Origin of the sequence: Enterobacter sp. JBIWA003 (assembly GCF_019968825.1) — a bacterium.
Taxonomy (GTDB): Bacteria; Pseudomonadota; Gammaproteobacteria; order Enterobacterales; family Enterobacteriaceae; genus Enterobacter; species Enterobacter quasiroggenkampii.
Window position 1 is genome coordinate 699,039 of the sequence record NZ_CP074170.1, and the last position, 23,513, is coordinate 722,551.

The 23,513-nt window shown below is 59.5% G+C and carries 22 protein-coding genes; 2 read left to right on the forward strand and 20 right to left on the reverse strand.

What is annotated here, in order from left to right:
• Positions 1–18: 18 nt before the first annotated feature.
• From KGP25_RS03375 to hpaG, 12 genes are all read right to left on the reverse strand, one after another.
• Complete coding sequence (locus KGP25_RS03375; protein ID WP_223539976.1) at positions 19–2,172, reverse strand: carbon starvation CstA family protein; 2,154 nt, start codon at positions 2,170–2,172, stop codon at positions 19–21.
• Positions 2,173–2,363: 191 nt separating this feature from the next.
• Positions 2,364–3,281 (reverse strand): WYL domain-containing protein, encoded by a 918-nt coding sequence (locus KGP25_RS03380; protein ID WP_045907709.1) that lies wholly within the window; start codon positions 3,279–3,281, stop codon positions 2,364–2,366.
• Positions 3,282–3,458: 177 nt separating this feature from the next.
• Positions 3,459–3,968, reverse strand: coding sequence for a 4-hydroxyphenylacetate 3-monooxygenase reductase subunit (locus KGP25_RS03385; RefSeq protein ID WP_196365465.1), 510 nt, complete (start codon positions 3,966–3,968; stop codon positions 3,459–3,461).
• Positions 3,969–3,985: 17 nt separating this feature from the next.
• Positions 3,986–5,548: a 4-hydroxyphenylacetate 3-monooxygenase, oxygenase component gene (gene hpaB, locus KGP25_RS03390; RefSeq protein WP_014168483.1), complete on the reverse strand. Its 1,563-nt coding sequence runs from the start codon at positions 5,546–5,548 to the stop codon at positions 3,986–3,988.
• A 195-nt stretch (positions 5,549–5,743) separates the two neighbouring features.
• On the reverse strand, positions 5,744–6,634 hold the full coding sequence (hpaA, locus tag KGP25_RS03395; RefSeq protein ID WP_044597194.1) for a 4-hydroxyphenylacetate catabolism regulatory protein HpaA: 891 nt from the start codon (positions 6,632–6,634) through the stop codon (positions 5,744–5,746).
• On the reverse strand, positions 6,606–7,958 hold the full coding sequence (gene hpaX / locus KGP25_RS03400) for a 4-hydroxyphenylacetate permease (RefSeq protein ID WP_048225531.1): 1,353 nt from the start codon (positions 7,956–7,958) through the stop codon (positions 6,606–6,608). The genes hpaA and hpaX overlap by 29 nt, the downstream gene beginning before the upstream one ends.
• Before the next feature lie 21 nt (positions 7,959–7,979).
• Positions 7,980–8,777 (reverse strand): 4-hydroxy-2-oxoheptanedioate aldolase, encoded by a 798-nt coding sequence (gene hpaI, locus KGP25_RS03405; protein ID WP_223539977.1) that lies wholly within the window; start codon positions 8,775–8,777, stop codon positions 7,980–7,982.
• A 9-nt stretch (positions 8,778–8,786) separates the two neighbouring features.
• Positions 8,787–9,590: a 2-oxo-hept-4-ene-1,7-dioate hydratase gene (hpaH, locus tag KGP25_RS03410; protein ID WP_024908290.1), complete on the reverse strand. Its 804-nt coding sequence runs from the start codon at positions 9,588–9,590 to the stop codon at positions 8,787–8,789.
• Positions 9,591–9,695: 105 nt separating this feature from the next.
• The gene (locus KGP25_RS03415) at positions 9,696–10,076 is read right to left on the reverse strand and encodes a 5-carboxymethyl-2-hydroxymuconate Delta-isomerase (protein ID WP_069720117.1); all 381 of its coding nucleotides are present in this window, start codon (positions 10,074–10,076) and stop codon (positions 9,696–9,698) included.
• A gap of 9 nt (positions 10,077–10,085) precedes the next feature.
• A complete protein-coding gene (gene hpaD, locus KGP25_RS03420; RefSeq protein ID WP_223539978.1) occupies positions 10,086–10,937 on the reverse strand; it encodes a 3,4-dihydroxyphenylacetate 2,3-dioxygenase in 852 nt (283 codons plus the stop codon).
• 2 nt (positions 10,938–10,939) lie between these two features.
• Positions 10,940–12,406: a 5-carboxymethyl-2-hydroxymuconate semialdehyde dehydrogenase gene (gene hpaE, locus KGP25_RS03425; RefSeq protein ID WP_223539979.1), complete on the reverse strand. Its 1,467-nt coding sequence runs from the start codon at positions 12,404–12,406 to the stop codon at positions 10,940–10,942.
• Positions 12,403–13,680: a 4-hydroxyphenylacetate degradation bifunctional isomerase/decarboxylase gene (gene hpaG, locus KGP25_RS03430; RefSeq protein ID WP_223539980.1), complete on the reverse strand. Its 1,278-nt coding sequence runs from the start codon at positions 13,678–13,680 to the stop codon at positions 12,403–12,405. Before hpaG ends, hpaE begins: the two co-directional genes overlap by 4 nt.
• A gap of 270 nt (positions 13,681–13,950) precedes the next feature.
• On the opposite strand from hpaG, the gene hpaR reads away from it, so the two are divergent.
• Positions 13,951–14,391, forward strand: a complete 441-nt coding sequence (gene hpaR / locus KGP25_RS03435; protein ID WP_045907716.1) for a homoprotocatechuate degradation operon regulator HpaR — start codon at positions 13,951–13,953, stop codon at positions 14,389–14,391.
• Positions 14,392–14,474: 83 nt separating this feature from the next.
• The gene (tsr, locus tag KGP25_RS03440; RefSeq protein WP_223539981.1) at positions 14,475–16,139 is read left to right on the forward strand and encodes a methyl-accepting chemotaxis protein; all 1,665 of its coding nucleotides are present in this window, start codon (positions 14,475–14,477) and stop codon (positions 16,137–16,139) included.
• Positions 16,140–16,368: 229 nt separating this feature from the next.
• Here tsr and KGP25_RS03445 read toward each other — a convergent pair whose 3' ends face one another.
• From KGP25_RS03445 to KGP25_RS03480, 8 genes are all read right to left on the reverse strand, one after another.
• Positions 16,369–16,875 carry a GNAT family N-acetyltransferase gene (locus tag KGP25_RS03445; protein ID WP_048225731.1) on the reverse strand — a complete coding sequence of 169 codons (507 nt, stop codon included), beginning with the start codon at positions 16,873–16,875 and terminating at the stop codon, positions 16,369–16,371.
• A 29-nt stretch (positions 16,876–16,904) separates the two neighbouring features.
• A complete protein-coding gene (locus tag KGP25_RS03450; RefSeq protein WP_223539982.1) occupies positions 16,905–17,378 on the reverse strand; it encodes a hypothetical protein in 474 nt (157 codons plus the stop codon).
• 1 nt (position 17,379) lies between these two features.
• Positions 17,380–18,120 (reverse strand): winged helix-turn-helix domain-containing protein, encoded by a 741-nt coding sequence (locus KGP25_RS03455; protein ID WP_045907718.1) that lies wholly within the window; start codon positions 18,118–18,120, stop codon positions 17,380–17,382.
• 126 nt (positions 18,121–18,246) lie between these two features.
• Complete coding sequence (locus KGP25_RS03460; protein WP_223539983.1) at positions 18,247–19,203, reverse strand: spore coat U domain-containing protein; 957 nt, start codon at positions 19,201–19,203, stop codon at positions 18,247–18,249.
• Positions 19,194–21,482, reverse strand: coding sequence for a fimbria/pilus outer membrane usher protein (locus KGP25_RS03465; protein ID WP_223539984.1), 2,289 nt, complete (start codon positions 21,480–21,482; stop codon positions 19,194–19,196). The genes KGP25_RS03460 and KGP25_RS03465 overlap by 10 nt, the downstream gene beginning before the upstream one ends.
• Positions 21,403–22,179 carry a molecular chaperone gene (locus KGP25_RS03470; protein WP_048028609.1) on the reverse strand — a complete coding sequence of 259 codons (777 nt, stop codon included), beginning with the start codon at positions 22,177–22,179 and terminating at the stop codon, positions 21,403–21,405. Before KGP25_RS03470 ends, KGP25_RS03465 begins: the two co-directional genes overlap by 80 nt.
• A 2-nt stretch (positions 22,180–22,181) precedes the next feature.
• Complete coding sequence (locus KGP25_RS03475) at positions 22,182–22,676, reverse strand: spore coat protein U domain-containing protein (protein ID WP_045907722.1); 495 nt, start codon at positions 22,674–22,676, stop codon at positions 22,182–22,184.
• 178 nt (positions 22,677–22,854) lie between these two features.
• A complete protein-coding gene (locus KGP25_RS03480; protein WP_048028608.1) occupies positions 22,855–23,493 on the reverse strand; it encodes an EAL domain-containing protein in 639 nt (212 codons plus the stop codon).
• Positions 23,494–23,513 lie beyond the last annotated feature (20 nt).

Sequence of the window (23,513 nt, forward strand, 5' to 3'; positions counted from 1 at the left end):
GCGCCACCCGCCATTGTGTTAGTGGTGTGAAGAAGTCTTCACGCCGCCTTCCGGCACCGGCACGTACGGGGTTTCTTTATCCGTGCGGCCTTCAGCGTTACGCACTTTCAACCAGGTGTTGATGCCGTAGAAGATAATGCTGTACACCACCACCAGGAACAGAATGCTCAGACCCGCGTTGGTGTAGTTGTTCACCACGATATGGTTCATGTTGGCAATCTGCTGGGCAGTCAGGTCTGCGCCGCCTGCGGCAATCTTCTCTTTGTACTGGTTAGCCATGAAGAAGAAGCCTTCCAGCTGCGGGTTGGCGCTGAACAGCTTCAGGCCAAGCGCCCAGGTGGTGCAGAGCAGCAGCCACAGCGCAGGAACCACGGTGACCCAGATGTATTTGGTGCGCTTCATCTTCACCAGTACCACGGTGCCGAGCACCAGCGCCACGGCAGCCAGCATCTGGTTAGAGATACCGAACAGCGGCCACAGGCTCTTCACGCCGCCGAGCGGGTCGACAACGCCCTGATACAGCAGGTAGCCCCACAGGCCGACGCAGCCCGCCGTACCCAGAATGCCCGCCACCAGAGAGTCGGTTTTCTTCAGGAACGGCACGAAGTTACCGAGCAGGTCCTGCAGCATGAAGCGGCCCGCACGGGTACCGGCGTCCAGCGCGGTGAGGATGAACAGCGCTTCGAACAGAATACCGAAGTGGTACCAGAAGCCCATGTCCGCCCATGGCAGCACTTTGTGGAACACGTGTGCGATACCGACGGCCAGCGTCGGTGCGCCACCGGCGCGGTTCAGCACGGACGGTTCGCCGATGTCTTTCGCGGTCTGCATGATCTGCTCAGGCGAAATCACGAAGCCCCAGGAGCTGACGGTCGCCGCCGCGTGTGCGCTGGCGTCTTTCAACTGCGCCATAATCAGCGCCGCGTTGTCGCCGCCCATCTCATGCAGGTTAGGCATCGTAATGCCGAGACCCGCCGGTGGGGTGTTCATCGCAAAGTACAGACCCGGTTCGATGATGGACGCGGCAACCAGCGCCATGATCGCTACGAAGGACTCCATCAGCATCGCGCCGTAGCCGATCAGACGTGCGTCTTTCTCGTTCGCCAGCAGCTTAGGCGTGGTACCGGAGGAGATCAGGGCGTGGAAGCCGGAGACCGCACCGCAGGCAATGGTGATGAACAGGAACGGGAACAGAGCGCCTTTCCACAGCGGACCGGTACCGTCGATGTACTGCGTTACCGCAGGCATTTTCAGATCCGGGTTGATCAGCAGGATGCCGATCGCCAGACCGACGATAACGCCGATTTTAAGGAAGGTGGCCAGGTAGTCACGCGGGGCCAGAATCAGCCAGACCGGCAGCAGCGCGGAGATAAACGCATAGCCAATCAGCGCGAAGGTGATAGTGGTGTCCTTGAAGGTCAGCGCCGGGCCCCAGTACGGGTCGTGCGCAATCACGCCGCCGAAGTAGATGGAGGCGACCAGCAGCACGATACCAATCACCGACACTTCACCCACGCGTCCCGGACGCAGGAATCGCATGTAGATCCCCATGAACAGCGCAATCGGTACGGTAGAGCAGACGGTGAAGACACCCCACGGGCTTTCGGCCAGCGCTTTCACCACGATCAGGGCCAGCACCGCAAGGATGATGATCATGATCAGGAAGCAACCGAACAGGGCGATAGTTCCCGGCACGCGGCCCATCTCCTCTTTGACCATCTCACCCAGAGAGGCGCCGTTACGGCGAGAAGAGATAAACAGCACCATGAAGTCCTGCACCGCACCCGCCAGCACCACGCCCGCCAGCAGCCAGAGCGTACCTGGCAGGTAGCCCATCTGCGCGGCCAGTACCGGGCCGACCAGCGGGCCCGCACCGGCGATCGCGGCAAAGTGATGACCAAACAGCACGTAGCGGTTGGTTGGCACGTAGTTCAGGCCGTCATTGTTAATGACCGCCGGGGTGGCACGCGTCGGGTCGAGCTTCATGACCTTCTGCGCGATGTATAAGCTGTAGTAGCGATAAGCCACAAGATAGACGGAAACCGACGCGACCACGATCCACAGGGCGCTTACGTGTTCGCCCCGGCGTAATGCGACAACCGCCAGACAAAAAGCGCCGAGGATCCCGAGTAAGGCCCAGGGCACGTGCTTCAGTAGTTTTTTAGTATCCATAGTAAGACCTGGTTTTTTATGTAAAGAAAAAAGGGTCAGGGTTCGTTGTGAGGAGGTATTGATTAATGCTGGAGCGATCGTGCCAGATCCCCGCGCGCGTAAAGGACGGTAAATGAATGAGTGGTTGAAAGTGACAGGTGAGCGGTCAAAGGGGGCGACGAGCGGTTCCGGCTCGCCGCCGGGGGGCGAAATTATGTGATTGAGATCACTTGATTATTCGGGGTACGCTCCACGGCCAGATAGCTTTCCAGCGTCCTGATGAGCTTCTCCTTCAGCCAGCTCGGTTCCAGTATCTGAATATGAGGCAGCCAGTAGAACAGCAGCGGCAGGATCTGGTTCTCGTGGGCCGCCTGGCAGCGCAGCGTGACGCCGCCCTGTTGCTCCTCCAGCAGCTCCTGTTCCGGCAGAAGATCGCGGCGCAGGAAGTAATGTGAAATATTATCTTTAATGAATATTTTCACCGCGAAAGTATCTTCGGACACCCAGGGATCAAGGCTTTTTTCCAGCAGCTCAAGGACATTTTCTTCGGGAGTGAAGGTCGTTTTCTGAATATCAAACCAGCTAATCTGGCTTAATGAGAAGGATTTCAGCCGGCTATTTTCGGTGGCTTGTAAATACCATATATTTTTTTTGTTAATGAGTTTATAGGGATTAATCAGGCGGGTTTTGCCCTTATAAACGATCTGGCAAACATTATGGTTTTTAATCGATTTCTCGACTTTCGTTAAATGACGGCGAATATCGCGTTCTAACGTGTGTTCCGCTTCATTACCAAGAATAAGAATATGGTTTTCGTCTACGCGCGTTTCAAGCTTTTGCCAGAATTCCGTATTTCTTTCAGGGAAAAAGCTGTCGGCATTCAGAAAGTTAGCCAGAGTGTGGTGCAATCCTTGTCCGCCGGGCGATTGTGCAGAATGAATCAGACGATATAGCCCGTTACCGGTATGTTCAACAATGGGAGAGAGTGCATTTAAATCCCGATAGACGGTGCGCTCGGTAATTTTAAATTTCTCCATTAGCGCACTGCGGTTTACCACACCGTTTAAATGTAGCTCAAGGAGAATATCGACCAGACGTTCAGCCGAGCGGCTCCGCGTCGTTTTAGCCATAAGGTCATCCTGTATATATAGGCATGCGCTGAATGATGCGGGTGCACTGACACAACCTGTCAGTATTCAGGCACAGAAAATTTCTCTTATGGGTATATAACGGCGTGATTTAGCGGAAACCTTAGGAGTTTTTGCAGAAAGCGGCGCTGGCCGGAAAAAAGGCCAGCGCGAGGGAGATCACACGGCGACTTCCGTCTCCAGCATGACCGGGTGGAAACGTCGCCTGAAGTAGATCAGGCCATGGCCCGCATCACTCAGGATGATGTTTTTAATTTCAACAAGATAAACCAGATGCGTGCCGATGGTTTGCACCTGGCTTATTTCGCCTTCAAGGCTGGCCAGCGCGCCCTTGAGTACCGGCTGCGCCAGCGGCCCTTTCTGCCAGCAGGAGAGGGCAAAGCGATCCTCCATCGTCATACCGGTCATCCCGGCGAAATGGCGAGCCATAATCTCCTGCTCGTGGTTCAGCACGTTAACGCACAGCCTGCCGTTGCCCTGGAATACCGGGTTCATGGCGCTGTTGGCGTTGATGCATACCATCACCGACGGCGGGGTGTCCGTGACCGAGCAGACGGCGGTGGCGGTGATGCCGCAGCGTCCGGCCTCACCCTCGGTGGTGACAACATTGACCGCGGCCGACAGGCTGGCCATCGCGTCGCGAAAACGCAGGCGTTGTTCTGATTGCATGAAAACCTCCCGCTGCGCTATTTCAGCAGCTTATCCAGCATGTTGATATCGCTGTTATTGTGCAGGTGCGGCACCGTCCAGCCGTGTTGGTCGTATTCGGACATGCAGCGGTCGACCATCGCCATCATCTTGTCCATGTTGCCGGAGCTCTGCGCCTGGCGCAGACACTGCAGGCGGATCTCATCCTGGCTGCCGGAGTAGTTAATTTCATACAGCTCGTGACGGCCGCCAAACTCGCTGCCGATGGCATCCCACATCAGTTTCAAAATCTTGATGCGTTCGACGTGATCCATGCCGTTGGAGCCGCGCACGTATTTCGCCAGATACTGGTCGATCTGCGGGTTGTTCAGATCCCGGGCGCTGGACGGCAGGTAGATCAGCCCGGAGGTGACGTTACGCTCGATGATGTTCTTGATCTTGGCGTAGGCCATTGGGGCCATCACGCGGTAGGTCTGCAGGGCGGCGTGATCCGGCAGATACGCGCCGTTGACCCACGGCGTGGCTTCGGAACACATGGAGTCGCTCAGCGCCCAGAACATGTTGCGCCAGGCCACCACTTCGCCGAGATCCGCCTGCACGCCGCGGAACTCCAGGGTGCCGGTGCACTCCAGGGATTTCTTCAGCAGGGCGGTGATGAAGTCGAGCTTCACCGCCAGGCGCACGCAGGCCTGCAGCGGGTACATTCGCGCAAAGCCGCCTTCCATCGTCCAGCGGCGGCAGCGGTCGAAATCGCGGTAGATCAGCACGTTTTCCCATGGGATCAGCACGTGATCCATCACCAGGATGGCATCGTTCTCGTCAAAGCGGCTGGAGAGCGGATAGTCGTACGGGGATCCGGTTGCGCCTGCCACCATCTCGTAGGAGGCGCGGGAGATCAGCTTCACGCCCTCGGCATCCATCGGCGCGACGAACATCAGCGCGAAGTCCGGGTTTTCGCCCATCACCTGCGCGGATCCAAAGCCGATCATGTTGTAGTGGGTCAGGGCGGAGTTGGTCGCCACCACTTTCGCGCCGCTGACGATAATCCCGGCGTCGGTCTCTTTCTCCAGCTTGATGTAGACGTCTTTTACCTCGTCCGCTGGCTTGTGGCGGTCGATCGGCGGGTTAACGATGGCGTGGTTGAAGTACAGGCCGGTTTCCTGAATGCGGGTGTACCAGTTCCGGGCGTTCTGCTCGAACTGGCCGTAGAAGGCCGGGTTGGCGCCCAGCGCACAACCGAACGCGGCTTTATAGTCCGGCGTGCGGCCCATCCAGCCGTAGCTCAGACGCGACCACTCGGCGATGGCATCGCGCTGCTGGCGCAGGTCGTCGGCGCTTTTCGCCACGCGGAAGAACTTGTGGGTATAGCCGCCGCTGCCGGTGTCGGTGCCCCAGCACAACGTGTCCTGCATGTCCGGCTTGTGCAGCGCGTCATACATCTGCGCGATGGAGGCCGCCGCATTGCGAAACGCCGGATGGGTAGTGACGTCTTTGACGCGCTCGCCGTAGATATAAATCTCGCGTCCGTCCTGCAGGCTTTTTAAATACTCTTCACCGGTTAACGGGCGTTTGGCGTCTGCGCGGAAATCTTCAGGCTTCATAGGGACCTCGTATCGGAATAGGGTTGTTAAATTTATGTTTTGTTTTTGTTGTTTAATTGAAGCCTGAGAGGGACGTAACGTGAAGGGACGATTGGGACAACGACGGGTACTTTTCGGGTGGGATGTGGTTTTGTGATCTGGGCGGCTTTTCGGCGGGTGGCGCTGCGCTTACCCGCCCTACGAACCGTGATGCGTTCAGGAAACCGGTACTTTCTGCGCCCGGTATGCGCTGGGCGAGCACCCCACTAAGCGGTTAAAAAAGCGGGCGAAATAGGCCGGATCTTTGAACCCCAGCTGCCAGGCAATCTCGCTGACGGTGCTGTCGGAGAAGAGCAGCAGGCGCCTGGCCTCCCGCAGCTGGCGGTCGAAGATCAGGCGTTTTGGCGGGCGGTTGGCGAAGCGGCGGCAGATATCGGTCAGTCGGGATTCGGTCAGGTGCAGCTCGCTGGCGTATTCCGGCACCGTCCAGTGCTGGTGGTAGTGGGTGTCGATCAACTGGGTAAAGCGCTGGAACAGCTTCAGCTCGCCGCGCATGCCGCCTGAGGCGTGGTCGTCTAGCTTCGCGTTGCGCAGCAGCAGGGTAAACACCGCCTGCGCCAGCAGGACCAGGGTATGCTCGCGCCCGGGCAGCTGCTCCGTGGATTCCCGGGCAATCAGCTGCCAGTAGTGCTTCAGCGCCGCCAGCTCGTCCGGCCTGTCGGCAAGCGAGAGGCAGATCCCCGGCAGGCCAAAGGCCTCCCGCGTGCCGGGGTAGAGCACCTCCAGCAGCGGCCAGATCAGATCCTCGCGCACCGTCAGCACGTGACCGTCGCTGTCGGATTCGGTGATAAACGCGTGCGGCACCGACGGCGGCGTGAGGACAAACAGCGGCGCCTGCACCGAATAGCGGTGATCGTCGAGCTGGAGCTCAATTTGCCCGGTATCGAGAAAGTGCATCTGAAAGTACTGGTCGTGACGATGCGCCTGCATGTCGCGGCCAAAAAAGGCCGCCATGCGGGCGAACGACTGGTAGTGCACATCGTCGGTGCCCAGACTTTCGTCGTACTCCTTGCTGATATCAATGTTGGCGATAGGGTTCTGGCACATGATCGTTCCTCTGTTGATCCCGCTGCGTCATCGGAATGCGCGTCAGCACCAGCGCGCCGACCACCAGCAGCCCGGCCACAAACCACAGCCCCGAGCTGAAGCTGCCGGTCGCGTCGCGCAGGATCCCAATCAGCAGCGGGCTGACGGCGGAGCCGACGTTGCCGATGGCGTTGATCACCGCCAGCGCCACCGCGCGGGACTGCAGGCTAATAACCCGATCCGGCGTGGTCCAGAATATCGCCATGGCGGTAAACGATCCGGTTGAGGCCATGATGATGCCAAGCAGCTGGATCAGGCTGTGATCCGTCGCGGAGGCCAGCATCCATCCCGCCGCGGCGAACAGGTACGGCAGGATGGTGTGCTTTTTTCGCTCTTTCAGCCTGTCGGAACGGCGGCTCCACCAGATCATCCCGAGGATGGTGCAGAACTGCGGGATCGCCGCCAGCAGGCCGATGACGATGTTGCTGCTGCCCGTGTTGAAGCTTTGCAGGATCTGCGGCGTCCAGATGTTGATCGCACTCAGTGTATTGGTCAGGCAGAAGTAGGCCAGCGTGTAGAGCAGCACCGCCGGGGTCAGCACCTCGCGCAGCGTCGAACGCGGCGTGACGGATTGGGCAATCGCGACCTCCTGCTCGCGGGCGATCATCGTTTTGAGCGCTTGCTTTTCGTCCTCATCCAGCCAGGTGGCCTGATCCGGCGTGTCGTTGAGGTAAAACCAGGTCACCACGCCGAGCACCACCGACGGCAGTCCTTCCAGCAGGAACAGCCACTGCCAGCCCTTGAGGTTCCACAGTCCGTCCATCGCCAGAATGTACCCGGAGAGGATCGAGCCGAGCATCATGGTGACCGGCATAGCAATCATAAACAGCGCGTTGGCGCGGGCGCGGTGATAGGCCGGGAACCACCAGGTGAGATAGACCAGAATACCCGGCAGGAAACCGGCTTCGGCAATGCCCACCAGCATGCGCAGGACGTAAAGGGTTTCGGGGCTGGTGGCGAACATGGTGCAGGTGGAGGCCACACCCCACACCACCATGATCCCGGCGATCCAGCGGCGTGCGCCGATCTTCGCCAGCATGATGTTGCTCGGGATGCCGCACAGCACGTAGGTGACGTAAAACAGCGTCGCAGCCAGGCCAAACATGGTTGACGTGAGGCCGAGATCTTTACCCATTGTCAGCCCGGCGAAGCCGATGTTGATGCGATCGAGGAACGAGAAGACAAACAGGATAAAGAGAAAGACGATCAGGCGTCGGAACAGCTTGTGAATGACGCGATGTTCAACAGCTTTATTATCATGGGTTTGCAGGGTAGAGGTCGTCATGGTGCGCTCCAGATCTTACGTTTAGTAGACGGATTTATTGTTATGAACTGACGTAACCGGTGTTTCGATAAAGCGTGCCGCCAGCGCTTCCGCGCCGCGGGCAAGCAGGGTAGTGTCGACCCCGACGGCAACAAACAGCGCGCCGAGCTCAAGATAGCGTTTTGCCAGCGGTTCATTCGCCATCAGGATGCCGGGAGCTTTACCGGCAGCGCGTATCTGCGCGATCGCCTGCTCAATGGCGGCCTGCACTTCCGGGTGCTGCGGATTGCCGGCAAAGCCCATGTCGGCGCTCAGATCCGCCGGGCCGATAAACACGCCGTCGACGCCTTCTACATCCAGGATCTGCGGCAGGTTTTTCAGCGCCTCGCGGGTTTCAATCTGCACCAGCACGCACATGGCGTCGTTGGCCTGCTGCAGGTAATCGGGAATGCGGTTCCAGCGCGACGCGCGTGCCAGGGCGCTGCCCACCCCGCGAATGCCCGCAGGCGGGTAGCGGGTGGCACGTACCGCCAGCCGCGCTTCGTCGGCGTTTTGCACCATCGGCACCAGCAGGGTTTGCGCACCCACGTCCAGCAGCTGTTTGATCTGCACAGGGTCGTTCCACGACGGGCGGACCACCGGCTGGCTGGGATAAGGGGCGATAGCCTGCAGCTGGGTTAAGACGGTCTGCACGCTGTTCGGCGCGTGCTCGCCGTCGATCAGCAGCCAGTCGAAGCCTGCTCCGGCCAGCAGCTCGGCGCTGTAGCTGCTGGTCAGTCCCAGCCATAACCCAATTTGCGGACGGTCTGCTTTCAGCGCCGCTTTAAATGCGTTTTGCATCGTGCTCTCCTAGACAAAGCGGCAACTGATGGAGCCCATATTGCCGTAGTCGACGTGGAAGGTGTCGCCTCTGCTGGCGGGCACCGGACGGGTAAACGAGCCGCCGAGAATGATTTGGCCAGGCTCAAGCTGCACGTCGTACGGCGCAAGCTTGTTGGCCAGCCACGCCACGCCGTTGGCCGGGTGGTTCAGGACGCCTGCGGCCACGCCGGTCTCTTCGATCACGCCGTTGCGGTAGAGCAGGGCGGAGATCCAGCGCAGGTCCAGCTCGTCGGGCTTAATCGGACGGCCGCCGAGGATCACGCCCGCGTTGGCGGCGTTATCGGAGATGGTGTCGAAGACCTTGCGCGGACGCTGGGTCTCCGGGTCGACGTTGTGGCAGCGGGCGTCGATCAGCTCCAGCGCGGGGATGACGTAATCCGTGGCGTTATAGACGTCGAAGATCGTGCAGTTCGGGCCGCGCAGCGGTTTTGCCAGCACGAACGCCAGCTCCACTTCAATGCGCGGGACGATAAAGCGATCGACGGGAATGTCGCTGCCGTCATGGAAGAACATGTCGTCCAGCAGCGCGCCATAGTCCGGCTCGCTGATCTGCGAGCTGGCTTGCATCGCTTTGGAGGTGAGGCCGATCTTGTGGCCCTTCAGCACGCGGCCTTCGGCGATCTTGAGGCTCACCCATTCGCGCTGGACGGCGTAGGCGTCTTCAATCGTAATCTCCGGATAGTCCAGCGAGATCGCGCGGATCTGCTCCCGGGACTGTTCCGCCTGATGCAGACGATGGGCGATCAGGGTATGGGTATGTTTGTCGAGCATGGCGTATCCTTTATGCGGCTGTTGCCGGGTGGCGCTGCGCTTACCCGGCCTACGTTCGAGCCGTTGTAGGCCCGGTAAGCGCAGCGCCACCGGGCAAGCAGACGGCTACTTAAACAACGCGTGCACGTTGTTCTGTTTGTAATTGAGCGTCGGGTGCAGCTCGTCGAGCTCAAACGACAGCGCCAGGTAGCGGCTCGCCATCAGCTCCGCGAAGTGCGCTTTGATAAGCCCAAACAGCATCTCCCCCACGGCCTCCCGGCTCTCCAGACTGCGCCCCGCGCCAATCTTCAGCGTCATATGGACAAAGGCGTAATCGTGTTTTCCGTCGGCCATCTGCCAGGTGTCCAGCCAGTGGGCGCGGCTGCGGATACCGCCGATAGGGAAGATGCCCGTGGCGGCGAGCGCCTCGTTCACTTTGGCGAACAGCCCCGGCAGGTCTGCCTGCTCGCGGATGTTGTCGGTACATTCAGCAATAAAGTGCGGCATGGTGGCTCCTTACGCGGGCAGGGGGAAAACGGCGTTGACCTGGCCGGTGCCGGAGCTGGCGAACAGCTCGGTGAGAAACTCCACCTTGCCGTCGTATTTGTCCCAGCCGAGCATGCCCAGCAGCATCACCGTGTCGTGCATGTTGCCCTCGCCGTAGCAGTAGTTGGCGTACTCCGGCAGCATGCTGCAGAATTCTTTGAACTGACCCTCGCGCCACAGCTTCACGACGCGCTCGTCCATCTGGCGGTCGAACTCGCGGGTGTAGCTGTTCATCCCTTCTTCCGCGCGCTGGTCGTCGATAAAGCGGTGCGACAGCGAGCCGCTGGCGAGCACTGCCACGGTGCCGTCGTATTTTTCAATGGCGCTGACGATGGCCTCGCCCAGCCTGCGGCTGTCGGCGAAGTCGTGAACCGTGCAAAACGCCGAAATAGAGACCACTTTGAAGTGCTTATCCGCGTTCATGTAGCGCATCGGCACCAGCGTGCCGTACTCGAGCTTCAGGCTCGGAATGTTGTGCGCTTTGGCGCGCACGCCAAGCTTCACCGCCTCGTTGGCAATCAGCTGGCCGAGTTCCGGGTTGCCGTCGTAGTCGTAAGTCATGTCGCGGATAAAGTGCGGCAGCTCGTTGCTGGTGTAGACGCCCGAAAAATGGTCCGCACAGTTGATGTGGTAGGCGCTGTTCACCAGCCAGTGGGTGTCGAAGACGATAATGGTATCGACGCCCAGCTCCCGGCAGCGCTTGCTGATCTCTTTGTGTCCGTCGATAGCGCCCTGGCGGCAGCCGTGGTTTTTACCCGGCAGCTCGGAGAGATACATCGACGGCACGTGGGTGATTTTTGCCGCTAACGCTAATTTACCCATTTTCAGATCCCCCACTTTGGAATCGGATGGTCGCCCATGGAGATGCAGACGTTCTTCATCTCCGCGAAAACCTCGAAGCTGTACTCGCCCCCCTCGCGGCCGGTGCCGGAGGCCTTCACGCCGCCAAACGGCTGGCGCAGGTCGCGCACGTTCTGGGTGTTGACGAACACCATGCCCGCTTCGATGTTGCGCGCCAGGCGCAGCACTTTGCTGACGTCCTGCGTCCAGATATACGACGCCAGGCCGTACTCCACGTCGTTGGCCAGGCGCAGCCCTTCTGCTTCGTCCTTGAACGGCAGCAGGCAGGCCACCGGCCCGAAGATCTCCTCCTGCGCCACGCGCATGCGGTTATCAACATCCGCCAGCACGGTCGGGCGCAGGAAGTTGCCGCCTTTCAGGTGTGCAGGCAGATCGACCGGTTTGTCCGGGCCGCCCGCCAGCAGGGTTGCGCCTTCCTCGATGCCGAGGCGGATATAGCCGGAGACTTTCTCCCAGTGCTGCTGGCTAATCAGCGCGCCAATCTGGGTATTTGGATCGGTCGGGTCGCCCACGCGCAGGCGGTTGGCGCGCTCGGCAAAGCGCTTGACGAATTCCGGGTAGATGCTCTGCTGGATAAAGATGCGCGAGCCGGCGGTGCAGCGCTCGCCGTTGATGGAGAAGATGGTGAACAGGGCGGCGTCCAGCGCGCGCTCGATATCCGCGTCTTCAAAAATCAGTACCGGGGATTTGCCGCCCAGCTCCATGGAGTACTTCTTCAGCCCGGCGTTTTTCATGATGTTGCGCCCGGTGGCGGTGCCGCCGGTGAAAGAGACGGCGCGCACGTCGTGATGCCGCACCAGCGCATCGCCTGCCGTCGCGCCGTAGCCCTGAACGACGTTCAGCACGCCCGCCGGAATACCCGCTTCGAGGGCCAGTTCGCCCAGACGGTCGGCGGTCAGCGGGGAGAGTTCAGACATCTTCAACACCGCGGTATTACCTAAGGCCAGACAGGGCGCGACCTTCCAGGTGGCAGTCATAAACGGCACGTTCCACGGCGACACCAGCGCGCAGACGCCCACCGGTTGCACCAGGGTGTAGTTGAGCATCTTGTCGTCGACCGGGTAGGTCTTGCCGTTCATTTGCTGGCACACCTCGGCGAAAAATTCGAAGTTGTGCGAGGCGCGCGGGATCAGCACGTTTTTGGTCTGGTGGATCGGCAGCCCGGTATCGGCGGTTTCCATGGCGGCGATCTCCGGCACGTTCTGGTCGATCAGATTGCCCAGACGACGCATCAGGCGCGCGCGCTCCTTCATCGGCAGGTTGGCCCACTTCGGGAACGCCTCTTTGGCGGCGGCAACGGCCTGATGGATTTCGGCTTCACCGCCGGAGGCCACTTCTGCCAGGACCTCGCCGGAGGCCGGGTTAGTGGTGTGGAAGTAGTCGCTGCCCGCGACGTTTTTACCGTTGATCCAGTGGTTAATCTTTTTCATTTTGCCGTCTCCTCACTCACAATTCTGTTCACCAGGCGTCCCACGCCTTCCACTTCCACCACCACCTCATCGCCCGGCACCACGTCGGACAGCCCCTTCGGCGTGCCGGTGGCAATCATGTCTCCCGGCTGCAGAGTCATAAAGTCGCTCAGGTAGGCGATCAGGTACGGGATGCTGAAGATCAGATCCGCCGTGGTGCCTTCCTGACGCAGCTCGCCGTTGACGAAGGTGCGCAGGGCGAGGTTGTGCGGGTCGGGAATGGCTTCTTTTGGCACGATGTTTGGGGAGATGGGGGTCAGCCCGTCGCGGCTTTTTACCCGCAGGTTCGGGCGGTAGTAGTTTTCGAGATAGTCACGAATGGCGTAGTCGTTGCAGACCGTGTAGCCCGCAACATAGTCCATCGCCTCGGCTTCGCTCACCTTACGCGCCGTTTTGCCGATGACCACCACCAGCTCCGCTTCATAGTGCATGTACTCGATATTGTTCGGGCGCACCGACGTCTGGTTGTCGCCGTTGAAGGTGTTTGGCGCTTTGATAAAGACCAGCGGCTCGGTGGGCGGCTTGAAGTCCAGCTCGCTGGCGTGATCGGCATAGTTCAGACCGAGGGCAAACAGCGTGGCGTGCGGCGGCGTGCGGTGCGTGTGAGCGACGTCGCGTTCATCTACCACCGGGTTTTCCAGCGGCGGAAAACCTGCCGCCAGAATACGCACCCGATCGCCCGGGCGGATCTCAACGCGGCTGTGCGGGGTACCGAGCAGGATCGCATCGCCGGGGTTAAGGGTGGCGAACTCGCTCAGGGCGCTCAGCAGTTCGGCAGCGTTACGCTGCAGATCGGCGGTGTTCCAGTGGTCCGCTTCGCGGCCGTTGATCTCGGTGATGATGGTCAGGTTGTCCACGTGATCAACGGCGACCGGTTCGCCAAGCGGGCAGAATCCGTCCCGGCATTTGGCCTTGATGGCCGGGCGGTAGAAGCTCTCTTCCGGCAGGCTCACCTCGTTGGCGAGCGCGTATCCCGCAATATATTCCGCGGCGTCCTCCACGCGCACCTTGCTGGCGGTTTTGCCCACGACCAGCGCCACCGTGGCGCCGCTCAGCACCGTTTCCCCCTGCGGGAACGGAATGGGCTCGCCCGCGCGAATCACGGTGTTATGCGGTTTGATAAACCACACCGCCGTTTTCGGCGGCGTGTTGTAGGGGGCTTTTTCAAACGCCTCACGCCAGGCTTCGCGCTGGCTTTGATGGTTTAGGGCGACGGCAAAAACGGTACCTTTCATTCACATACTCCTCAGGCCGGATGTCCGGTTTGGATTTCATTAATATGTTAATGATCTGGTTTTATGCTTTTGCTGTTTATTTCGCAATCAGAAGTGAAAAATTTGTGATATGAATAACAATAAATTTACATATTCTTTTTTATGTATAGTAAAATCAGGTGGTTAATAAAATTAATGGGTTTCTGTTAGACTTTTTGGAAGAAAACGTGTTGTTTATAAAAATATCTTTTAGTGTTTGTTTACTTGTTAATGATGTGAAGGGAACAGGCTATGCATGATTCATTAACCATCGCGCTGCTGCAGGCGCGGGAAGCGGCGATGTCCTACTTCCGCCCGATTGTGAAGCGCCATAATCTTACCGAGCAGCAGTGGCGTATTGTGCGCGTGCTGGCTGAACATCCGTCGATGGATTTTCACGATCTGGCGTTTCGCACCTGCATCCTGCGCCCGAGCCTGACCGGCATCCTGACGCGCATGGAGCGCGACGGTCTGGTGCTGCGCTTAAAGCCGGTGAACGACCAGCGCAAGCTGTACGTTTCGCTGACCAAAGAGGGCAATGCGCTGTATGAGCACGCCCAGGCGCAGGTGGAAGAGGCGTATCAGCAGATTGAGGCGGAATATACGCCGGAGAAGATGAAACAGCTGACGGCGCTGCTGGAAGAGTTTATTGAACTCGGAAACCGTCATAACGCAGCGCGGGATGAAGAGTAAAAACCACAAATTCCAGGATGAATTTCGTAAAGTTTTCCCTTTCCAGGCCGAAAATTCTGTATCTGTCTGAGGAAAGAGAAAACATGTTAAACCGTATCAAGATTGTCACCAGCTTAATGCTGGTTTTAGCGATATTTGGCCTTTTACAACTCACATCCGGTGGTCTTTTCTTTAATGCTCTGAAGAATGACAAAGAGAATTTCACCGTCCTGCAAACCATTCGCCAGCAACAGTCCACGCTGAACGCCAGCTGGGTAGCGTTGCTGCAAACCCGTAATACCCTGAACCGCGCGGGTATCCGCTACATGATGGATCAGAGCAATATCGGCAGCGGCGCGACCGTGAACGATTTGATGCAAATCGCCTCTGTGTCTCTGAAACAGGCGGAAAAAAACTGGGCTGCCTACGAAGCCCTGCCGCGCGATCCGCGTCAAAGCGATGCGGATGCCATGGAGATCAAGCGTAACTATGATATTTACCACGGCGCGCTGGCGGAGCTGATCCAGCTGCTGGGCGCGGGCAAAATCAACGCCTTCTTCGACCAGCCGACCCAGAGTTACCAGGACGGTTTTGAGAAGCAGTACGTGAGCTACCTGCAGCAGAACGACAAGCTGTACCAGATGGCGGTCGAAGACAGCAACAGCTCCTACAGCCAGGCTATCTGGGTGCTGATCAGCGTCCTGATTGCCGTGCTGGTGGTGATCGTGGCCGTCTGGCTGAACATCAAGCAGACGCTGATCTCCCCGCTGAATCGTCTGATCGACAACATTCGCCATATCGCCAGCGGCGATCTGGTGAAGCGTATTGAAGTTCAGGGCACCAACGAGATGGGTGAACTGGCCGACTCGCTGCGCCATATGCAGGGCGAGCTGGTGCGTACCGTTGGCGACGTGCGTAACGGCGCGAATGCGATCTACAGCGGCGCGAGTGAAATCGCGATGGGCAACAATGACCTCTCCTCCCGTACTGAACAGCAGGCCGCTTCCCTGGAAGAGACCGCTGCCAGCATGGAGCAGCTGACGGCGACCGTTAAGCAGAACGCCGAGAACGCCCGTCAGGCGAGCCATCTTGCGCTGAGCGCCTCTGAAACCGCGCAGAAAGGCGGCAAGGTGGTGGATAACGTGGTGCAGACCATGCGCGATATCGCGGGCAGTTCGCAGAAAATTGCCGACATTATCAGCGTGATCGACGGCATTGCTTTCCAGACCAACATCCTGGCACTGAACGCGGCGGTAGAAGCGGCGCGTGCGGGCGAGCAGGGCCGTGGTTTCGCGGTGGTAGCAGGTGAAGTGCGTAACCTGGCCCAGCGCAGCGCCCAGGCGGCACGCGAGATCAAGAGCCTGATCGAAGACTCCGTGGGGCGCGTGGAAGTGGGTTCAACGCTGGTCGAAAGCGCCGGTGAAACCATGGGTGAGATCGTGAATGCGGTCACCCGCGTCACGGACATCATGGGTGAAATCGCCTCTGCATCTGACGAGCAGAGCCGCGGTATCGACCAGGTCGGTCTGGCGGTGGCAGAGATGGATCGCGTGACCCAGCAGAACGCCTCGCTGGTGGAAGAGTCTGCCGCAGCGGCAGCCGCACTGGAAGAGCAGGCAAGCCGTCTGACGCAGGCCGTGGCGGTGTTCCGCATTCAGCAGGAGCAGATGAAAGCGCGCGAATTCGCTTCTGCGAAAACCGTTGCAGTACCGGCGATGGCGCGTAAAACGGTTACCGCTGATGCAGGTGATAACTGGGAAACCTTCTAACGCCGTATGTTGTGCCGGGTGGCGGCTGCGCCTTACCCGGCCTACGGTTCGTGGCTTTTGCCGGGTGGCGGCTGCGCCTTACCCGGCCTACGGTTCGTGGCTTTTGCCGGGTGGCGGCTGCGCCTTACCCGGCCTACGGTTCTTGGTTTTGCCGGGTGGCGGCTGCGCTTTACCCGGCCTACGGTTCAGGGTTTTGTAGGCCCGGTAAGCGCAGCGCCACCGGGCGATATTACAGAGGCAGGCGCATGGCGCAGCGCGTTTCATATGCGAAACCGTGCGCTGTCTCTTCTTCCCTTTTCTGACGCAGTTCAGGCGTCAGCGTCGTCATTTTTTCAAACCCCAGCCGCGCATAGAACGGCGCATTCCACGGGACGTCCCTGAACGTCGTCAGCGTCAGCGCTGTCAGCCCTCTGTTACGGGCATGGTCTGCCACGCAGGCGATGAGCTGCCTGCCGATCCCTTTTCCCTGCCAGTCCAGATCAACCGAGAGTTCGACAATAAACAGTGATGACGGATGGGCTTCGGCAAGGATAAACCCGACGGGGTGGTCGTTTGCCAGCGCCAGCCAGCTTAGCCCGCGTTCGACATAGCCGAGGTGTTGCTCAGCGGAAATGACCTCGCCGTCGGCAAGCCAGGCGAGTTCCGGGAAGTCACGGAAGCGCCCGGCCGCCGCGCGTTCAATGGCGGGCAGGGCGGCAACGTCGTTGAGAGTGGTGGGGCGAATGCGAATAGTCATGGCGGCAAGTATAACCTGACTCGTCGACATTATTCCGAGCAGATCAGCACCGGCGAATAGAAATTGCTGATCACCAGCGCGTCTTCCGGCGTGCGCTCGATCGTCAGAAGCCTTTTATTGCCCAGCGTCAGGCCGGCAACGTATTTTTCAAAGACCCCGGGCGGCATGGCGTCATGGCTAAAACGCTCCACTTTTTGAATAACGATCTCATACAGTTCGCCTTCCACGTGACGCCATTTAAACATCTCCTGGCGGGAAACCTCCCAGCTGCGCGGGGCATTCACCACACTGCCGTTAACCGTGATGTACCCCGTTTTGTCGGGATGAAAACGCATAATGATCTCACCGTCAAAGGTGAAATCGTGACTGTCGCGCCGGTCGGAGAAGGTCAGGTTTCCGTCACAGGCCACCGACAGCGGGGGTGTGTAAAAGTACCACGCCAGCACGGTGCCCAGCAGCAGCAGATTGAGGAGCAGGATTAGCCAAACTTTTTTGTGTCTCATATCACCACTCGTAATAGTAAAGCGTACGACAGGCGCTGGCTTTACCCTGCGTGAGGGAACATTGGGAGAGCACCAGCCGCCCTTCGTGGCCGTAGAAAAGCGTTCTCTGAATGTGCATGTAGAAAATTGAATTTTTCAGGCACGGAAGATGGCCGTCCTTCTGAAGCGTTTGCGCCAGCGTAATCGCCTTCCCGTGAAACACGTCCGCCAGCGGCGTAAAGGTGTAGACTGGACAGGTGCCAATATGCGTCAGCAGATGGATCTCCCGCTGTGAATTTTCCGGCTTGATGAGCGCGATCCAGAGGCATAGCGCAACGACGACCAGCGTGAGCGCGCCGCAGAACAGCCATTCCGGGCGAACGCGCCATGCAGGTTTCGCCGTTTCGGCGGTCGGTGGGGCCTCCTCCAGCGGAGTGACCGTGACGTCTGCGCTGAGCATAAAGCCCGTTTTCGGTACGGTAACGATAAACAGCGCGTCGGGAAGCAGGGTCGCCAGCATTTTGCGCAGAATGCTGATGTACTGGTTTAAGGAGTTGTTAGACCCCTGGAGCCCTCGCCGATCCCAGACTTCCTGGAGAAAGGTTTCCCGTTCAACCACGTTCCCATGATGCTGAACCAGCAGCTTCATGATGGTATTGGCCGTACAGGTGAGGAGCTGCGCATCCTCGTCCGGCGCATTGATAAGAGAAACAGAACCGTCCTCGTCGTTGTAGACGATGGCGTCAGCAAGCAGGTATTTCATAAGTTCTTGTAATAAAAACAGAGATAAAAAATAAAAAGAGAAGGCCTACGCCTTCCGGGCTGCATTGCTGGCTATTTTAACGCCACTGTTACCGATAACATTGATCCAGGCAGGATTTTGGGTGGTTTAATAAGTCAGCGTGATAATCACGTCATCAATAAATTCCCCGGTACCGGTTAGCGGCTGCGCCGGGACCTCGCCGTAAACGGTGTAGTTCTGGGTGCCGCCTGCGGGATTGGTGACCTGCAGCGCATCGCCGCTGCTTTGATCTCCCCAGCGTTGCGTGGCCGCCTCATCCTGCCAGAGCCCGTAGCGCAGGCACTGGCCCTCGCTGTTGCAGAGCTGCCGCTGGTTACCGCTGGCATGGTTGCCTTTGCCCATGGCAAGGGTGAACGCGGTTCCGGCCGGACAGCGCGTGGTGAGGGTGGCGGTGGAACGCGTCGGATGCAGGGTCGCGGTGCTGGTCAGGGTGCCGAAGTTAAGGGGCGTCACGCGCTCGATGTAGCATCCCTGGCTGATTTCGGCCTGCGCGCTGGTGCCGCCCTGCACCTGCTCCCCCTCTGCGGAACCGTCCGAGCAGTTTTGCAGGGCATCCTGACGCAGGGCGCTGTGCCAGGCGATACGCAGATTCATGTTGTAGTTGTAATAGTGGTAGGCCGGAAGCTGGCTTTGCCCTGCCGGAATGGTAGCGATAAGCGGAAAGGTACCGCTGACGTTGGCATTGCTTTCCGCGGCCAGGGTTTGCTGAATCAGGTTCCCGCTGCTGGCAGGCCCCAGCTCCTGAGATCGCGCTGCACCGTTCAGCAGGCGGAAGAGGAGGGTGTACTGTTTCCCCTCCTGATCCCCCGGCGAGATCATCTCAAAGGGCGGGGCGTCTACGCTGCTCAGGCAGACGTTGAGATATTCCGTCTTGCCCTCGTTGTCGGCCTGGCAGCTAAACTTGACCTCGGTGTTGACGGAGGTGGTATTGCCCGCCACGACGTTGCCAAAGTTAATGGCGGGCATGGAGGTTATCCAGCAGGCTGCCGCCATCGCCTTCACGGACAGGACGAGCAGCAATAATAACGGTGCTTTTAATGACACAATTGTTCTCCGATATTCTGTATAGATGACCCGGTGCGCGGCGCCGGAAGCGTGACCCGGCACTCCCCCTCACCGGTCTTCACCACCAGCTCACCCGGCAGGGGCGGATCTTCAAGCCAGATAAAGCCGTCGCGTCCCACGATGGTGGCACCCTGCGGCGTTGACACGACGCTGCCCAGCGGGAGCGGCCTGCGGCGGCCGTCGACCAGCCGGGCCTGAACCGTGACGGCGTGATGGACGTTAAACTCGACTTTGACCGCGCTGCTGTTGCCCGGCCTGGCATGCATGTCGGTGACGGGGGCGATCACATCGGCGGGCAGATCGAGCGGGTTAATGCTGACTTTGCTGTTGTGGTAGCGCGGCAGATCGGTCAGCAGGAGATAACCGTCCTCATCCGTTTCACCGGCCGGGCGGTTTTCCAGCATCACCGGTACGTGCCCAATACCGTGCGTGGAGACCAGCGCCATGCCCTGCTGGATGTAGCGCAGCGCGTGCAGGCTGCCGTCGAGCAGCGTCAGGCTACCTTCGGCGGAGGCGTACTGGTTGCCCTGGCTGGCACCTTGCTGCAGCCCAACGTGCCATTCGCCCGCGCGGCCCAGATAGCCTACGTCCGCATATTTTTCACGTCGTTCGCCAAAGCCCTGGCCCAACTCCCATGACCAGCCGCCGGCCTCATCGTCCGGCTGGTGGCGGTAATCCATGCGCGGCGTATCCCGGCTGGCCTGAGCGGAGAGCGTGTCCTCGCGACCCAATGGGACGGAAAACAGCAGCTGAACGTGACTCGACGCATCCGTAAACGAGCGGGTGTAGCTCAGCGTGGTGGAGATGTGTGCCGGCAGCGACACCGACCAGGAGGCGTTGAGGTAGCGCTCTGTGCTGCCCTGAATGTTCTGCTGTACCCAGCCCGCGCCCACGGTACCGAAATGGGGGATGGACTGGCTTACCCACACGCTGTCGCTGCGCCTGACGGGCGCGGCACCGCTCATGCGGGCGTTGTCGGCGAAATCCGCTTCGGTACGGACGGTGCTGGCAGAAATGCCCGTTCCTCTGCCGTTCCACTGCCAGCCGAGGCCCCACTGAATGCCCTGACCGTAAGGGCTGTCGCTCACGGCAACGTGTTGGCTGACCACCCCTACGGCGGGAGAGACCAGCCAGTCAGCACCCGTGCCCACGTTGTGCAGCCTACGCTGCTGCTCCGTATGCAGCGCCAGCGTCAGGTGATTATTCACCCCATAGCGCCAGCCCGCGTCCAGCAGCGGCGAGGCGGCATAGTCGTCGGAGTGCAGGGCGTAGTTTTCGCGCATCCAGCCGATGTCCAGCGAACCGCTGCTGAGCCCTTCCGCCAGCATGCCCGGCGCGCCGTAGAGATCGAGCTGTACGGCGCGACGCTGGCCGTTGATATCGGTAATGACCACCTCCGCCTGCCCGCTTCCGGTGAAGGAGGGCAGGGTATCCAGCAGAAAGTCTCCCGGCGTGACGCGCTGGCTGCTCTGCTTAAGGCCGTCGATATACAGATCGACTGTGGAAGGCAGCACGGCGGTGTCGCTATAGCGACTGCGCGGTTCGGTATTGAGCTGGGGATTGAGTTCAAAGTTACGTGCCCAGTGCAGCCCGCCAAAGCGCACCTGTCGGCTCCAGCGGGTGCCGGTGGTGACGCTGTCGCCCAGCGCCAGCGTGGTCAGCGAGTCAGTGTTGTCCCACTGCCAGCGGGTTTCGAGACGCGTGTGGGTCGGTCGACCGGCGCTGTTTTCCTCCCCGGCATGGCTTGAAAAACTGCTGCTGAACGTTCCGGGCAGCCCGCCGGACGCGGTCAGCATGGTCTGGGCGTTAAGCTGGCGCTTCCCCTGTACGTCGCTGGCGTAGAGCGCGTATCCGAGCGTATAGGCGCTGACGGGCTGCGCATCGGGATAGCGGTACATCGGCGCGGGCTTTGAGACGGTCAGATGCTGCTGGCCTTCGAGCGCGTCGGCCTCTGCGGTAATTGACACCTGCTGGGACAGCACGTCGAGATTGACCTTCAGGCCCGGCAGGGAGGTCAGCTCAACCCACCCGGCGCGATCCTCCGGGGCGTGAAGCCCCAGCTTTTTCATGTCGCTGCGGCTTATCCATAGCGCATTATCCACCACCCGGCAGGCCCAAAGTTCGCCTCGCGGGGCGTGGTTCACGGTAATGGCCAGCCATTGCACGGTGTCGGCGGGGTCAGTCCGGGCTGACAGCATGAGCGGTAGCCAAAACAGGAGCGCGAGAAGCGAGCGGGCGCAGAGGTATCTGGCTGGCATGATGGTCATCATTGAGATAGACGCGCAGCGTGCTGAGCGCGTGACGTGTGGGCTGCTTGAGCGATAAAAGGGCGGTTTGTCCCGGGAGCACATAGCCCGCCAGGCCTTTAATCGACCCTACAACTTTCCCATCGGCCGTCAGGGCCTCAAGGTGGCTCAGGCGGATGTGGCGGTTTCCGGCGTTAAAGCAGCGGAGAGTGGCCGGTATGTCTGCCTGCTCACAGCTCAGGGCATCGTGGCTGACGGGCGCGCTCTGGTTCCCGGCAATAAACACCGGAATCGAGTAGCGCAGCAGGAAGTGTACCGCGGAGGGGTTGGCGGCACGGGACGCGGCGTCCGGCAGTTCGTCGATGACCAGCCGGTAACTTTGTTCCTGCGCACGGTTGCCGGGCTGCATGACGATAATGCGCACCAGCTGCTGCTGGCCCGGCGCCAGTGATGTCATCGCCGGGCTGGTGACCACCTCCCCGGTGGCCACCAGCACATCTTTACCGTTTTTTTGCGTCCATTCGTATACTCGAATCTGCGCATGGATAGCCGCTTTCCCACTGTTAGTGAGATAGACCGCCGCTGCCCGCTGGTCGCTCTGCAGATCGAGCGTTACCGGGGCCACCTGAAGCGTGGCGGCCAGCGCGTAGCGCGACAGCAGCGCCAGCATCATGAGCCACAAAATGAAGCAGGGAAGGTAACGACGCACGATCAATACTCCAGTTTTAACGTGATATCGTCGCTGTAGTTCCCTGCCTGGGCGGTTGTCAGCGCCCCGGCGTCAATGACGCCATACAGCGTTTCCTCCTGTTCCGCTCCGTTGCCGGTATCGTCCAGGCCATTCGTACCGGTGATTTGCGTCTGTTTGCCTTCGTCAGCAAAGAGCTTCCACGCAATCTTCTGCGCGCCCGTTTCGCCATTTTCCGGCTTCAGCCAGAAGGTACCGTTTTCGCCGTCGTTGCTGGTGGCGGTGAGGGTGAACGGCGTGCCGTTGGTACAAACGATATCGACCTGCGTTTTGGCCTGGATTTCACTCGACTCATCGGAGCCGTGACGCGAGAAGTTAAGATCGTTGGCTTTGAGGGTGCACGACTTCACGACCTCAAGTGAGACGTGCATCGTCGCGCTTGCGGTACTGTCTGCGGCGATCGCAGCAGCAGGAAGCAGGAGAGCGGAACAACATACAACGGTGGGAATAATTTTCATGATCTTATTTCCTGACGTGAGTAACAGTGCAATTACAAAGCGAATGACTGAGCGTCCAGCAGGCAGCGTTTTTGATGGCATTTCGCCAGGTTGTGGCAGCAAAAAGTGGGGCAGGGCCATAAACAGGCGTTGCCGCGCAAAACGATGACCCGATCGCCAGCATTCGGAATGAAAGGGGTCATTTTCTCCCCCACAGATAGCCCTGGCCGTAATCGGCCTCGCTGGCGCGGGCCAGCGCGAAATCACCCGCGGTTTCGATGCCTTCGATCAGGACCTTGCTGGCGACGCGCTTGCACTCGCGGGTGAGATGCAGAAACTTCGCCTGCTCGGTCCGTCCGTTCCAGAAGGTATGTTTGTCAATTTTGATGCCGCAGAAGCGGATCTGGCTGGTCAGCAGGTCGGGAAGAAGGTCTTCGCAGACATCGTCTGCCCACACTTCTATCCCCCACTGATGGAGCGTCGCGATGCATTTTTGCAGCACCCGGCTTTGCGTATCGTCGAGTTGGACCATCGTATGGAGATCGGTGATCTCGATAGCAAGTCTCTCCGGGCACGGGGTTTCTTCTTTTAGCCTGTCGAGGAAGTCCGTTTCCAGCAGTAAATCCGATGTCGCATTGAGATAATACTTGTCGCCATCCTTGCAAAACATGGCGTGACGAAGCTGCGCAAAGAAGTGCGCTTTACGCTGCGTCGCCGACATCGAGCCAAAGTAATCTTCAAGATTGACGTTGGGCTTTGCCGTGGACAATACCTCCCAGGCAATCACATTTTCACTGCGCAGTGCCCGGATGGATTCGAACTTATAGCCGGTTAGCATGATAAACGTGCGTAACGCTC